We start from the raw sequence: 14753 nt of genomic DNA on the forward strand, positions 1-14753 counted from the left end.
AAATACCACTGCCATCAAAAAAAATGAAACATAAACACTTTCCAAGAACAACATATTAATATTCTCCTTCTTAATGGTGCAAGTCAGTATATTAAGGAACAAAAAAAGGCAGGGACTTCTTAAGAAGCCTCCACCCTAAAAGCAACAATTCTTGAAAGCAGAAAGAAATAATAAACGGAACCTCTGCCCAACCGGATACCATATATTTATTTAGATAAACTATACCCGATTATCCGCAATTTGTCAATTGCAAATTCACTGTCTCTTTTATGATCTCATATGCCTTGCCGCAGTCAGCTTCTGTTACAATAAGAGGCGGAACCATGCGAATCACATTGCTTCCGATTGCTGTAATGATCAGTTTCCTGTCAAAGCAGCCATGTTTTACATCTGCGGCATTGATTGTCTCATCGAATTCAACGCCTATCAGCAGACCAGCTCCCCGTACTTCTTTTACATGGGGAAGAGTTTTAAGCAGACTTTTAAAGTATTCTCCCATGTTTTGGGCATTCTTTGCAAGGTCTCTGTCAAGAAGTTCTTCAATCTGTGCCAATGCTGCGGCACAGCACACCGGATTCCCGCCGTAGGTGGTGCCATGGGATCCCATGGAAAAGGTCTTTGATATCTCTTCTGTCGTACAGATTGCACCGATCGGCATTCCACCGCCCATAGCTTTTGCCATGGATACGATATCCGGTTTTATGCCGTAATTCATATAGCACATAACAGCACCGGTCCTGCACCAGCCAGTCTGCACCTCATCCAATAATAAGAGCAGCCCCTCTTTATCACAGAACTTACGAAGCCCCTTCATAAATTCCATGTCTGCCGGGTAAACACCGCCCTCCCCTTGAATTGGTTCTATCATAATGGCAATGGTCTTATCCGTAGAGGCGGCTTTAAAGGATTCCAGATCGTTATAATCCGCATACTGAAATCCAGGTACCATATCTCCAAACCCTTGCTGACAGGCATTATCCGGCTGACCCGTTGCTGACATGGAGCCAAAACTTCTTCCGTGAAAGCCCATTTTTGCAGTTACAATATCACATCTTCCATTGCCGTATTTCTCTGCTCCATACTTTCTTGCCATCTTAATCATCGCTTCATTTGCTTCTGTTCCCGAATTCTGAAAGAAGATTTTATCCATGCCAATGGTGGTGCAGATTTTTTCTGCAAGAAGTGCCTGAGGAATGGTGTAGGGGTAATTGAAGGTATGTATCACATCCTGTACCTGGTCAATCACTGCTGCAACTACCTTCTCATTACAGCTTCCCGCACTGTTTACCGCAATGCCGGCATAAAAATCAAGATATTTATCCCCGTCCGCATCATACAGATACATATCTTTTGCAGTCTCAGCAACCATATCAAAACGCTCATAGGTATCTATCATATACTTATTCACAAGTCTCTTTATATCTTCCTTTGTCATTCCCAGCTCTTTCAGTCTCATATCATACTCCTTATGCGTTTTCCCACGCGCCCTGTGTTTAATCGATCCGAAAATCCTTCATGAAGATGGCCAGCAGCTCTATGCCGTAGGAGGCCAATGGATAGTTTCCTTCGCAGATACACCAGTCATAAAGGATGGATCGCTCCTGCATGGCATAAATTTTCATTAATTCCCTGGAGGAACGCTCACTTTTTAATTGATTTCTCTTTTGCCCCTCCACAATAATTGCCATCAGCAGCTTATAATAGTAGCGGTTCTGGTTCAAGAGATGTTTCTCCCCTTTTTTCGTCACCTGGGAAGAATAAAGATATGCTAAAATATCCACAGATACCTTATCTTCTATATACTTAAACAGATGCTTTGACATGTAGATCAGCTTATCAAAGCTGTGCAGAGATGGATCTAAATCTTTTTCAATAATCTGATACTGTTCATCAAACAAGTCCGAAAGAGAACTGAACAAATCCGTTTTTGCACTGAAATAATGGTAAAAAGTGCCTTTGGAAACTTTGCATTCTCCAATGATCTGCTCAACGGTTGTAGCATCATACCCCTGTTCATAGAATAACCGCCATGCGGTATCAATGATTTTCTTCTTTTTTTCGCTTTCCTGTGCCAGCTCGTTTCCCTCCTTCCTTATTCGATATTTACCAGTCTAAACATTATGTCTGTATTCGTATGGAAGAACTTTCAATTCCCCGAAGGACTGCATTTCTGCGACTGCCTGCAAGGTGTCTTTTAAGATGGCTGTCTGCATTTCTTTATTGTTTGGCTCGCCGGCATTGGAACCAATGGGAACATGAGGCGCCGTAATGCGGGGAGCTCCCTGCTGCCTTGCAATGGGCGGAAGTGCGGCAATAATAACCGTTGACATGCCAAGACTCTCACAGGCGCGTTCCACAATGACCGCCGAACGGTGACAGGTTCCGCATCCTCCGGTACAGACCACAACATCCACGCCCTGCTCCTTAAGTCTGGCTGCAATCTCAGGTCCGGTTTCCTGCATGAACTTCTCCACATTTCCTCCGCCGCCCATAAATCCGAACATGGTGTCAGCCAGACTGCCAATATACCCTTCTGCCACCAGTTCCCGAAGCCTGTCAAGGGGAAACATGGCATTGGGGTCTTTATTAATATCTGAATTGTCAAAACCTCCGTGGGTAACCATAAGTTCACTGGCTGGACTATCTGAGGGGATTTCTCTATAGGTATAATCGCCTGCTGTATTATAGGGCTCTTGTGATTTTAAATGGATTCCGCCAGCAGTAATAAACGCAACCTTGCATTCACTTAAAGGTTTTGTGAGCGGGGTCCAGACAGGTTCCGGAGTGATCGGTACAAAAATCTCTGATTTCAGTCCTGCAGCTGTTGTTAATTGCATAATATTCCTCCATTTCTTTTAAAAGCATTTCCTCATGTCACCTTCATGTAACTAAAATAAAATTCCACATATTGGCCGATCTCTAACGTTTTGTCGGTAAATATCCACCTTAAAGGGACCGTAATTACTCCCAGCCGCCCCTGGAGGCTGACCTTAACGGCAGTATCATTGATTTCAGTTATTTTTGCTCTAGTAAGCTGCGGTACCAGTTCCAGCTGCATCATCGGCTGCTCCTTTCCGTAAATTCTACTGTCTGACCAGCTTCTGATTGCTGTCAATGACACTTTGGGACCATTTTCTATTCGGTGCCTCAATAGGGATTCCGGACATCTTTGTCTTTAACATCAGGATTGCCCTGTGGGCATCCTCCGGACAGATCGAACTGCATCCAAGCACTTCATTTTCAAATCCCTGGGGATCCTTGTTCAGCTCAATCATTGCATCCATGTACTTGTTGCCTACTACAAGCTGGCCCTGATAGGCAGAAAAGGTCACTCCTACTACAGGTATGCCACGGCTTCCGATCTCTGCAATATTGGCTGCAAAATCAATATGGTTATTGCCAAACCCCTCTGTTGTTACGATGGCACCGTCAAGCGCCATGGCCTCCACCAGGGCTCCAAGCCTTTCCGATACATAGAGCTTTTCATCATTTACCTGAGGACTGCCAATGAAGACCACTCCAACCAGATCAAGCTCTCTGTCTTTTGAAAGCGCATGAACAAGCGGTTCCCGGAAATAATGCCTTGTCATCTCTTTGGTTGCCGGACCGATACAGGTAAGGGCGTGTATCCCTCCGTCAAGAACTTCATTAGGAGAAAGCATTACCGGAACATTTCCCAAATCAACATTCTTTCGTCCCCCATGTACGCCTGCAGGCTCTGCAGGGCAGAGAATATTATCGTGCATGGCCCCCTGTCCCATGATCTCCTTTACAAGAACTACTCTTGGACGGCCGGATTTGCGGACATCATGATGAATCTCCTGACTGGCAGCGGGTTCTGCCGTCGTCTTTAACACCTCCCGGATAGCCTGAATCAGAACATCGCATGCACAATGAGCGGCAAAGGGGCCTCTGCGTTCCATACCGGTTCCTTCTTGAATCACTACATTTATCCGTATCATAATATCCTGTTCATCCGGACAGCCCGGCCTTCCAAAAGCCACCTTTTCATCTATGTAACCCTCGCAGGAACCGAACTCATGAATCTGTACACCGCTTTCATCAAGTCCGGTCAAGCAAAATACTGCCCCATTTATAACAGCCGTTTCTCCTTCTCCCAGTTTTCCGCTGACTTTGGCTGCAATAGGAATAATATCCATGATCGTATTAGTAAATACATGATGATGATCCGGAGTGATGATATCCATTTCAACCGATTTTACCAGAGGATTGCAGGCCTTTGCCTGTTCAATTAATCCCTGGTCAATACATAAACTACCATCTTTCAAAGAAGTATGATCGCTGATCATAACTTCCTTTACCTTATACACCTTCTGTACCAGAGTACGTATGATCTTATCTTCCTGTGGCAAAGCAGCCGTTTCCAGTTTTTCCGGTTTTGCCAAATCCAGAACAGGAAAAGCGCCTGCCGGAATATCAATGCGCAGCCCTTTCAGTTCATCAATTGAAAGGTGGATCATTTTACTATCTTCATGATTCCATGTGCCGGCAGGCACTGCCTTTGCCGGTTCCTCTGCCTTACCGGTTCCTTCCAGCATTGTACTTGTAATAGGGGTCAATGCTTCCGCATCAACCTTTAAAGTCTTTCCTAAAACCTCCCCAATGGTCAATCCATCATCAGAAAGAGTCAGCAGCTGTGATTCCACCAAATCCGGAAAGATGGCCGGGTCTTCTAAATCTGCTTCGCTGATCACCAATCCTTTTTTTCTCTGGCAGCAAAAAATAGCAGGATCCTTTAAATGGCTTTTTACAGTTTCTTTTGATATCGACATAAATTCTCTCCTTTTTATAGATGTATTTTTCTTACAAGTTTCTTTCCCGCTGCACGCAGCGCACCATCGGTACAATGATAGACCGGCATTTTCAGCTGAGGCGCTATTGACATTACCGTATTGCTGCAGTCGGTACAATTGCTGATCAAAAGAGTTTGTGCTCCCGCATTACGAAGCTGCAAAACCTTTTGTGACTGTCCGGGGCATTTGCCGGGATTATCACACTTTAAATTGCCATTTACCATATGGGCCTGTTTACAGAACTCGACACCAGCCACATGGGCTCCCATGGAGTCTGCAATTTCACGTAACCGTTCCTCATTGCCCCCACAGGCACACACCAGCAATCCCATATCTCTTGTATCCCTGATAAACGGCATGGAAGCGATAATTCCGCCTGTTGTCTTTCCGGTACAGGCTTCTTTTGTGGTTCTTTTCCCCGTAAACGGACCGCCCATAATCAATTCTCCCACATCCGGTTTCAGTCCACCGGATTGTTCCAGCAGAGAACCGACTTTTGTACCAACAGGAACGTCCAGATATATGGAGGTGCCATTGGTCACTGCCCCGCCTACAGTCATATCTTTTGCTATTACAGGTTTTTTCCGTTCAACTGCTTCATAGATCCGATAAACTGTTTCTGAGTTGAGCACAATTACATGCATCGATGACGGAAGAGACTGAGGGCTCAGAAGCGTTCCTGTGATTTCCCGGATCAATGCCCGTTCCTCTCCCATTGGATAAATGTCTGGTAAAGGAAACAGTTCCATATCAGAAGTCAAGTGCCTTTCCAGAGAAGCAATGGCTTTTTTTTGCTTTTCCTTGATTGCAAAAATCCCTTTGGCAGCTTTTGTAATATTCATAGCGATCCGAAGTCCTGCTGCTGCCTCCGCCGGGTTTGCAATAATTCTATGTATATTGTGTTCCAAAACCGGTTCGCATTCTGCCGCATTGACGATCACAAGGCCCTTATGACCCAGATCTGTCTGCAGTTTTATATAGGTAGGAAAACCGGCTCCCCCCATTCCGCATAACCCCGATTCCCTGATCATGCTTAAAGGATCCGCTTTTTCCAGCGGTATGTATTCTTCTGATTCCCCGGTCTTTTTGATGTCCACATACTCTCCGGTTACCTGAACGATGACGCCAGACACACTTGCGTGAACATTTAAGCTTAACCCTTCATCCGCTCTTCCAATCAGCGCTCCGGCTTTCACTGCATCCCCTGAACTGACACAGGCAAGAGAAGGCTTTCCAATATGCTGCTTTAAATAAACCCGGTAGATCTCCTGTTCCATCCCTTTCTCCCTTCTCCTTCCGCCATGGATTAATACTTGCAATGCATCCATGCAAATTCTTCCCTTTCCTTATGCTTTCCAAAAAGGAATCCGTGTTTCAAAGGATCGGTTTGATCAATGACCCATTTATTGAATCCGGTAATATAAGCACTTCCTGTAATTTGAGGAATCACTGCCTGATAGCCCCCGATTTCAATTTCCCTGGTGATGGTTCCTTTGAACATGGATCCGGTAATGCTTTCATAGATGAATTCTTCCCCGATCTTCAACTGCCCTTTGGCATATAAAAGTGCAAGCTTTGCACTGGTTCCGGTGCCGCAGGGAGAACGGTCCGCCTGCCTGTCGCCAAAAATCACAACATTCTTTTTGTGAGCCAACGGATTGACAGGGCTGGTATAAAACTCTGCCAGATCAACCGACGTAATATCCAGGCAGGGATGCCGGATTTCTATGGTTTCGTTGACTTTTTTTATGATTTTCATTCCCAGATCCGTAATTTGTTCAATATTCTCCGTATCTAGTGCCAATCCAATTTTCTCTGCATCAATGAGGGCAAAAAAACTTCCTCCAAATGAAATATCCAAAACAATCTTACCGTAGCCTTCTATTTCAATCTCCTGGTTCTCCAGGTATAAAAATGCCGGCACATTTAAGATACTGGTTTCTACGGCTCTTCCATTCTCAACCCTGACCTGTGCACGTATGAGCCCCGCCGGTGCCTCCAGCACCACTTCTGTGAAAGGCTCTGATGCTTTTACCATTCCTGTTTCCACAGCAACCGTCGACAATCCGATACTCCCATGTCCGCACATATTCAAGTACCCGCCCGTATCCATAAAGATTACTCCCAGATCAGCCTCCTTACTGACAGGTTTTGTTACAAGCGCTCCAAACATGTCTTTATGTCCGCGAGGTTCTAACATCAGTGCAGTTCTGTAGCGGTCAAAAGATTCCTCCAGATACTTTTTCCGTTCAATCATAGTACTCCCCACAAGATCAGGGAAACCGCTTGTAATGATTCTGGTGGGCTCTCCCATCGTATGAGAATCGATGGTCTCAAATACGGTATATTCAGATCCTTGCACCATACATTCCTCCTTGCAGGCTCAACAGAGTTTTGTCCATAAAAATATGGTGTCACAAATAATTTGTGACACCATCGTCATTTACGAAGTATGCTTTATAGTGCTCTGTACTTATATGGAAATTTAATATACCTCATTCTAGACTACGTTCTAATACATTGTCAAGAGATTCTCTCTTTTCCTTTGATAAATAGATTTTTCATTCATTTATTTAAGTAAAAAACTTAATTACCTCCAAAATAAAATAACTTTACTGAAACGACTGCTCTGTTCTTTCAATGATTTCATCCTGAAGTTCCTTACTTAAGTTCCTGAAATGATCACTGTATCCCGCTACTCTTACGATCAGATCTTTATACTCCTGGGGACGTGCCTGCGCATCGATCAGAGTCTGTCTGTCAATTACATTAAACTGAATGTGATGCCCATCCAGTTCAAAATACGCTCTTACCAGATTTGCCATCTGCTTAAGACCATTCTCACCTGCAACTACAGATGGTGTAAATTTCTGGTTCAATAAGGTTCCTCCGGTACGAAGATGGTCCATCTTTGATGCAGACTTAAGTACGGCTGTTGGTCCGCATACATCAGCGCCCTTTTCCGGTGAAATTCCTTCAGACACCGGTTTATGGGCCAGACGTCCATTGGGACTTGCGATCATAACTTCACCAAAATATACATGACAGGTGGTGGGAAGCATGTTGATCCTATACGTACCGCCTTTTACGTTCGGTCTTCCGGTCACACTCTCACAATAAAAGGTGAATATTTCCCTCATGATCTTATCCGCATATTCATCATCATTGCCGTATTTGGGAGTATGATTTAAAACAAGATTTAAAATTCTGTCATGTCCGGAAAAGTTATCCTTCATTGACTCCAATAATTCTTCCATGGTGAATTTTTTCTTATCATACACATTGTATTTAACTGCCGTCAGGCAATCGGTGACTGTTCCGATGCCGACCCCTTGGATATAATTGGTATTATATCTGGCTCCGCCGGCATTGTAGTCCTTTCCGTTTGTAATGCAGTCGTTGGTAATAATAGACAAAAAAGGGACAGGCATATACTCCGCATAAATTTTTTCAATGATGTTATTGCCTGCAATTTTAATATCGAGAAAATAATCAATCTGTTTTTTATATGCTTCAAATAACTCTTCATAGGATCGAAAGTCTTCTGCATCCCCCGTTTTCAGCCCCAGCTGCTGTCCGCTCACAGGATCAAAGCCGTTATGTAAGGTCAGCTCCAGAATTTTGGGAAGATTAAAATAGCCAGTCAGGATATACGCTTCATTGCCAAAAGCTCCCGTTTCCACACATCCGCTGGTTCCTCCCTTTCTTGCATCTTCAATGGTTTTACCTGCATTCAGCAGTTCCTGAAGAATCGCCTCGGTATTGTAAAATGCCGGCTGTCCCCAGCCCTTTCTTGATATCTCACAGGCTTTTAATAAAAACGCTTTCGGAGTCTTTCTGCTGATCTGGACGTTGGAGCTTGGCTGAAGCAATTTCATCTCATCCATACATTCCAGAATGAGATAACTGACATCATTGACGCCGTCTTTTCCTTCTGGCGTGATCCCACCTGTGTTAATATTTGCAAAGTCTGTATAAGTACTGCTTTCCTTTAAGGTAATGCCCACCTTGGGAGGTGCCGGCTGATTGTTGAATTTTATCCAAAGACACTCCAGCAATTCTTTTGCTCTGTCACGGTCCAGACAGCCCTCTTGCGTATCCTTTTTATAAAAGGAAATCAGATGCTGATCCAGTCTTCCCGGACTGTAGGCATCCCAGGGATTTAATTCTGTTGTTACACCCAGATGAACGAACCAATACATCTGTATTGCCTGCCAGTAAGTCTCCGGCTTATTGGCAGGCACCACCCTGCAGTTTTCCGCTATCTGCAGCAATTCTTTTTTTCGCACCGGGTCCTTTTCCATTGCTGATAATTCCATGGCGTAATCATGATAGCGCTGCCCCAGGATCATAATGGCATCGCAGGCGATGGACATTGCCTTGAGCTGGTTTTCCTTCTCAAGTGCCTTCCGATCATGAATATAGTCAAGCTTTGACCTGGCTTTTTCAATATCTGCCTGATAGTCTGAAAATCCTTTGATATAGATATTCTCAGATCCAACCGTATGGCCAGGACCTCTTTGCTCCATAAATTCCGTAAAAATGCCATTGTGATAGGCTGATTTCCAGTCCTCTGACATATGCGCAATGATTTTATGACGGATGGACCGTTTTTCCCAATAAGGAATGATTTCCTTTTCCTGAAAATAATAATCCTCTTTTTTTACTTTAAAATTAATTAAGTCCCTGTCATTCATTACATGAAAATCTTCTAAGGTATGACAGCATAATTCAGGAAAGGTAGGCGTTGCCTGAGGACCGTCTCCCTTTTCCCCTACAATCAATTCCCCTTCTCCAATAAAAAGTTTTTTCTTAGAAAAATAATACCGGAGCGCCAGCGCGCGCAGTTCCGGTACAGACACGCTTCCCTCATATAGCTTATACGCTTCTGTATACAATCTTGCCCGCTCCATATCAATGTGGGCCGGAGTTTCCATACTGATCTTTCTTAAATTCTGAATGCGTTTGTTCATTCCACGCTCCATAGCTTACCCTCCCGTTATTATTCGATTAAAACCGTATTGCTGAAAGACAGTTACATAGTTATTTAACTCATCATTTGTTGGAGGATAATAATCCTCCCCCTTGTATTCCCGGTTTAAGCGTTTATATTTTCCGCTTCCGGTATTGTGATAGGGCAGCAAATGAATCTGTCGAATGGAAATTTTCTCAGCTTTTATAAATTTGGCAATTGCTTCCATATGGGCTGTGGTATTATTAACCCCTCCGATGACTGGAATCCGAATCCATATGGCTGCTTGTTCCTCACTTAGCTTTTTCAAATTCTCTAAAATCAAATGATTATCTACCCCTGTATATCTTTTATGTAAGTCTGTATCCATAATTTTTACATCATATAAAAACGTATCTACATAAGGCAAAAGCCTTTTTATCTGATGAAATGGGGCATATCCTGAAGTATCCAGATCGATCCGGTAACCTTTTCCATGAAGTTTTGAAAGCAGTTCTTCCATATAATCCATATCCTGGGCAAAGACCTCACCACCGGAAAAAGTCACACCGCCCCCTGACTGCTCATAAAACACTTTGTCCTTTTCGATTTCCTCCATAAGAGCTTTAATGGTATAATGCTTCCCCGCTATTTCCCGAATATTTTGAAGGCAATAATCCAGACACACTCCGCAATGAGCGCATTTGCTTTCTTCTGTTGCTGCAAGTTTCCCTGTAAGCCGAATTGCCTTTGATGGACATGCAGGAACGCAGCTGCCGCAGCCGGTGCATTTTCCCCTGTCAAACAGCAATTGCTCTGAAAAACTCTGGGTCTCCGGATTATGACACCAGATACAGGAAAGCGGACAGCCTTTAAAAAAAACGGTGGTTCTGATACCGGCACCATTATGGATGGAATATTTCTGTATATCCGTAATCAATGGTTTACACATATAACCGTCCTTTTATACTTAAGTTTATACTATAGTTTATATATGATTCTATGCGTGAAGCTCCTATTTGTCAAGATATACTTTAAAGAACACTTTGTGATGCGGCAGCTTTCTTATAATCAAAAAAAGGTGCTTCTGCCATGATAAACACAGCAAAAACACCTCACTTGTACCTCATATGATTGTAAAAATAATACCTTCACATTAATCCCTGTAAGAACAGCAATAATCTCCGTAATCTTTTACGATTACCTTGAACTTAGACTGAGAGGGTACCACAAAGCTTTCCCCTTTTTTATAAGTCGTAAAGCTGGTTTCGCCAGGCAGGCAAATATCCATGGAACCGCCTAACACCTCCATGCATTCCTCAGCATCTGTGCCAAATTCATATTCTCCCGGCATCATAAAACCTAAGGTTTTTCTCTCTCCATTCTTAAAAAAAATGGTCCGGCTTGTTACTCTTCCATCAAAATAAACATTAGCTTCCTTTACTACATCAACTTGTTCAAATTTCATCTCTTACGATCCTTTCGTTTTGTTTGTGCATGCTTTCATTTCTCCCAGCATAACAGGCATATATTCCTTGCTGTATTCCGCCAGAGAATAACTGCCTCTGCTTAAGCACCAATCCGTAATTAATGCCCGTTCGCAGAGCGTATAGTATTTGGTGATTTCCCGTACAGATCTGTCTTTGGTGATCTGATCCCGTTTTTGCCCTTCTTCAATGATATCGGACACTAATTTATAATAAACTCTATTTTGATCCAACAGATTTGAACTTCCTTTGGTAAGCAGCTGCGTAGAGTAAAGGGAGGCAAGCAAATCCAGTTCAATCTGGGTTTCAATAAAGACATGCATTTCATAATTCATAAAAAGCAATTTATCAAAACTGTTTAATTCCGGGTCCATTCGTTTCTGCAGCTTTTCATATTCCAGATCAAGTTTTGTAGACAATGTATCAAGCAGTGCATCTTTTCTGTCAAAATAATAATAAAATGATCCCTTAGATATCTTTGCAGCCGCAATAATATCTTCCACTGTTGTATTCTCGTATCCCTTTTCATAAAATAATTTCCAGGCAGCTTCGACTATTTTATCTTTCGTAGCTGTTTTTTCTGCCATAGTATCTCTCGTTCCTTTCCTGTACCCTAGTTCATAACCAAGTACTATTATAACTTTAGCCCTTAAAATATGCAAGTTCTGTTGGTTTCACTGAAAAAAAGCCCAAAAAAGCTGTTACCCAATCATTGAGTAACAGCTTCCTATGAGTATTTTCTTCCGATCAGGAACTTGTACATTGTTGAAAAGCACCACATCAAAGAAAAGACGAAATACAAAGAAATATTAAGCTTCAACGCTGATGATTTCTTTCTTGTTGTAAGAACCGCAAGCCTTGCATACTCTGTGAGGCATCATAAGCTCACCGCACTTGCTGCACTTTACTAAATTCGGAGCACTCATCTTCCAGTTTGCTCTACGTTTGTCTCTTCTTGCTTTAGAAGATTTGTTCTTTGGACAGATAGACATGGTTACACCTCCTTAAACTGTTTAAAAATATCCTGGATGACTGCCATTCTAGGATCTGTAGGCCTAATATCGCAGTCACAAGTCTCATGATTGAGATTTGTTCCACATCTATTACAAATCCCCTTGCAGTTTTCACTGCAGAGAACCTTCATAGGCAGGTTCAGTATGAGTTCATCACAAACCAACTGGTCTACATCCAGATTATAACCGTCAACATATGGCTGTTCATCAAGATCCTCTACACTCTCTCCCCCGGATTCACTTAAGTCAATCGCACGGATGATATCAAATTCCAGCGCAACAGGTACCGGCGTTAAACACCGGTCACATGGAACAATAAGGGTAAGACCAGCTTTCCCTTCCACTTCCAGCTTTTTGCCTCCCAGATTCATAATCCGCAGCACAACTGGTTTCGCAGCAGCCACTTCATAATCACCGTTCGGCCCATGATAGACTTTCATCTCAATATCTGGTGTATAGGTTTTCTCTTTCCCATCAAGGGCAAACAACTCGGTCAAATTAATAAGCATATTAGTCTCCTAATACGCACCTATGTTATTATACATAGGCGCGCACTATTTGTCAACAAAATATTTCCATATTTGATGTCGCAATACTATGATGCTCCATCACCTTCCGGATTATACCAGGGCTTTTGTCTCTCTTGCAATTGCAAGTTCTTCATTGGTAGGAATCACGCACACTTTAACCTTTGATTCAGGAGCGGAGATCATATTGTTGTCCCCTCTTCTGCTATTGGCCTCTTCATCAATAACAACTCCAAGATAGCCTAAATAGCTGCAGATCTCAGCACGGATCGGCATATCATTTTCACCAACACCTGCGGTAAAGGCGATGGCATCAACACCGTTCATGGCTGCTGTATAAGCACCAATATATTTAGCGACGCGGTATACATAGGCATTGATTGCGTTATCTGCAAGATGGTTACCTTCTGCCTGAGCTTTCTGAACATCACGGAAATCGCTGGAGATACCGCCGGACATACCCAGAATCCCGGACTTTTTATTTAAGATATCAATGACTTCATTGACTGTCTTACCTTCTTTGTCGCAGATGAACTGGACAACAGCAGGATCGATATCACCGCTTCTGGTTCCCATAATAAGCCCTTCCAATGGAGTAAGACCCATGCTGGTATCTACGCATTTGCCGCCGATGGAAGCTGAAATGCTGGCACCGTTACCCAAATGGCATACGATTACTTTCCCCTTCTTTTCGTCGAGCCCGCAGAATTTTAAAGTTTCCTTGGATACGAAGCTGTGGCTTGTTCCATGGAAGCCGTAACGGCGGATGCTGTATTTCTCATAATATTCATTAGGAATTGCATATAAAGCGGCTTTATCAGGCATACCCATACCAAAGGCCGTATCAAATACTGCAACGTTTGGAACGCCAGGCATTGCATCTTCACACGCTTCAATGCCCATTAAGTTTGCCGGATTATGCAGAGGTCCTAAATCAAAGCAATCACGGACTACTTTTTTAACGTCTTCGGTAACCACGATAGAATCACTGTAAACAGTGCCGGCGTGGAGAACACGATGTCCTACTGCAGAAATCTCACTGGTGTCTTTGATTACACCAAACTCCGGCTCAACCAAAGCAGCCATAACAAGCTTAATGGCAATGGTATGGTTCGGCATATCTTCTTCTACTACCTTTTCCCCTTTTCCGGCAGCCTTATGAGTCAGTTTGGAACCTGGAATACCAATTCTCTCGCATAAACCTTTTGCTAGTACTTCCTCATTCTCCATATTGATCAGCTGATATTTCAAGGAAGAACTTCCGCAGTTGATAACTAAAATTTTCATATGAATTTGTTTCTCCTTCGATTATTTAACGATTTCGCCGTACTGTTCTCTTCCGCAGCCAGCTGCGTTAGATTCATCTGTGTCAATGTGCATAGCAAGAGCGTAGGAGTCGCTTACTCGAACGACCACATCTCCAAAAACAAGGCTTCTGCCGTCTGTGTCAATTTTAACAGAAACGATCTCACCATTTTTAACGCCAAGCTTTTCCGCATCTGCAGGAGTCGCATGAATATGACGTTTTGCAGCGATAACGCCTTCTGCAATATCGATCTCACCTGCTGGTCCAACAATCTTGCATGCACCGCTTCCTGCAATATCTCCAGATTCTCTTACTGGTGCAGCGATACCAACGGAACGGGCATCAGTCAGGGAAAGCTCTACCTGAGTTGATTTTCTCACTGGTCCTAAGATAGAAACTCCTTTAAACTCACTTTTAGAGCCTATAATGGTTACTCTCTCCTCACAGGCAAACTGTCCTGGCTGGGACAATTCTTTTTTCTTTGTCAGTTCATATCCCTTTCCAAATAGTATCTCAAGATGTTCCTGAGATAAATGTACATGACGAGCTGATGTTTCGACAATAAACTTCATGTTTCCCTAATCTCCTGTTCTTTTCCTCAAAGATTTTTATTAACCCTCACTCTATTCTATGAGTATTCCTCAAAATTTTCAAG

General features: G+C 43.1%; 15 protein-coding genes, 1 pseudogene and 1 other annotated feature. All 16 genes and pseudogenes read right to left on the minus strand.

Features of this window, described 5'->3' with window-relative positions; genetic code table 11:
• Window positions 1-125: 125 nt before the first annotated feature.
• Window positions 126-193: a sequence feature (sodium ion sensor (DUF1646 type); this cis-regulatory element may regulate processes involved in with the transportation of sodium ions), on the minus strand.
• Between the two features lie 36 nt (window positions 194-229).
• The 16 genes and pseudogenes from ACLTWA_RS01855 to pduL all read right to left on the minus strand — a co-directional run bounded on the left by ACLTWA_RS01855 (window position 230) and on the right by pduL (window position 14670).
• The gene (locus ACLTWA_RS01855) at window positions 230-1456 is read right to left on the minus strand and encodes an aspartate aminotransferase family protein (protein WP_412325850.1); all 1227 of its coding nucleotides are present in this window, start codon (window positions 1454-1456) and stop codon (window positions 230-232) included.
• 37 nt (window positions 1457-1493) lie between these two features.
• Window positions 1494-1919: a TetR/AcrR family transcriptional regulator gene (locus tag ACLTWA_RS01860; protein ID WP_412325851.1), complete on the minus strand. Its 426-nt coding sequence runs from the start codon at window positions 1917-1919 to the stop codon at window positions 1494-1496.
• Window positions 1920-2096, minus strand: a pseudogene (locus tag ACLTWA_RS01865) (TetR/AcrR family transcriptional regulator); the annotation flags it as partial.
• Window positions 2097-2111: 15 nt separating this feature from the next.
• On the minus strand, window positions 2112-2837 hold the full coding sequence (prdB, locus tag ACLTWA_RS01870; RefSeq protein ID WP_412325852.1) for a D-proline reductase (dithiol) protein PrdB: 726 nt from the start codon (window positions 2835-2837) through the stop codon (window positions 2112-2114).
• A gap of 32 nt (window positions 2838-2869) precedes the next feature.
• Window positions 2870-3061: a CBO2463/CBO2479 domain-containing protein gene (locus tag ACLTWA_RS01875; RefSeq protein ID WP_412325853.1), complete on the minus strand. Its 192-nt coding sequence runs from the start codon at window positions 3059-3061 to the stop codon at window positions 2870-2872.
• Window positions 3062-3083: 22 nt separating this feature from the next.
• Window positions 3084-4793 carry a D-proline reductase (dithiol) proprotein PrdA gene (gene prdA / locus ACLTWA_RS01880; RefSeq protein ID WP_412325854.1) on the minus strand — a complete coding sequence of 570 codons (1710 nt, stop codon included), beginning with the start codon at window positions 4791-4793 and terminating at the stop codon, window positions 3084-3086.
• A 14-nt stretch (window positions 4794-4807) separates the two neighbouring features.
• Complete coding sequence (prdC, locus tag ACLTWA_RS01885; protein ID WP_412325855.1) at window positions 4808-6142, minus strand: proline reductase-associated electron transfer protein PrdC; 1335 nt, start codon at window positions 6140-6142, stop codon at window positions 4808-4810.
• Window positions 6121-7179, minus strand: a complete 1059-nt coding sequence (locus ACLTWA_RS01890) for a proline racemase family protein (protein WP_412325856.1) — start codon at window positions 7177-7179, stop codon at window positions 6121-6123. Before ACLTWA_RS01890 ends, prdC begins: the two co-directional genes overlap by 22 nt.
• A 247-nt stretch (window positions 7180-7426) precedes the next feature.
• Entirely contained in the window at window positions 7427-9799 is a 2373-nt protein-coding gene (hypD, locus tag ACLTWA_RS01895) for a trans-4-hydroxy-L-proline dehydratase (RefSeq protein WP_412325857.1), read from the minus strand.
• 3 nt (window positions 9800-9802) lie between these two features.
• Window positions 9803-10717 carry a glycyl-radical enzyme activating protein gene (locus tag ACLTWA_RS01900; RefSeq protein WP_412325858.1) on the minus strand — a complete coding sequence of 305 codons (915 nt, stop codon included), beginning with the start codon at window positions 10715-10717 and terminating at the stop codon, window positions 9803-9805.
• A gap of 204 nt (window positions 10718-10921) precedes the next feature.
• Window positions 10922-11233, minus strand: a complete 312-nt coding sequence (locus ACLTWA_RS01905; protein ID WP_412325859.1) for a pyrimidine/purine nucleoside phosphorylase — start codon at window positions 11231-11233, stop codon at window positions 10922-10924.
• A 3-nt stretch (window positions 11234-11236) separates the two neighbouring features.
• Window positions 11237-11839 (minus strand): TetR/AcrR family transcriptional regulator, encoded by a 603-nt coding sequence (locus ACLTWA_RS01910; RefSeq protein ID WP_412325860.1) that lies wholly within the window; start codon window positions 11837-11839, stop codon window positions 11237-11239.
• A gap of 222 nt (window positions 11840-12061) precedes the next feature.
• Window positions 12062-12244 (minus strand): 50S ribosomal protein L32, encoded by a 183-nt coding sequence (gene rpmF, locus ACLTWA_RS01915; protein ID WP_143318967.1) that lies wholly within the window; start codon window positions 12242-12244, stop codon window positions 12062-12064.
• A 2-nt stretch (window positions 12245-12246) separates the two neighbouring features.
• Window positions 12247-12774: a YceD family protein gene (locus tag ACLTWA_RS01920; RefSeq protein ID WP_412325861.1), complete on the minus strand. Its 528-nt coding sequence runs from the start codon at window positions 12772-12774 to the stop codon at window positions 12247-12249.
• Window positions 12775-12885: 111 nt separating this feature from the next.
• Window positions 12886-14079: an acetate/propionate family kinase gene (locus ACLTWA_RS01925; RefSeq protein ID WP_412325862.1), complete on the minus strand. Its 1194-nt coding sequence runs from the start codon at window positions 14077-14079 to the stop codon at window positions 12886-12888.
• A 21-nt stretch (window positions 14080-14100) separates the two neighbouring features.
• Window positions 14101-14670 carry a phosphate propanoyltransferase gene (pduL, locus tag ACLTWA_RS01930; RefSeq protein ID WP_412325863.1) on the minus strand — a complete coding sequence of 190 codons (570 nt, stop codon included), beginning with the start codon at window positions 14668-14670 and terminating at the stop codon, window positions 14101-14103.
• Window positions 14671-14753 lie beyond the last annotated feature (83 nt).

The sequence above is a fragment of the Lacrimispora sp. genome (assembly GCF_046972725.1).
Classification (GTDB): domain Bacteria; phylum Bacillota; class Clostridia; order Lachnospirales; family Lachnospiraceae; genus Lacrimispora.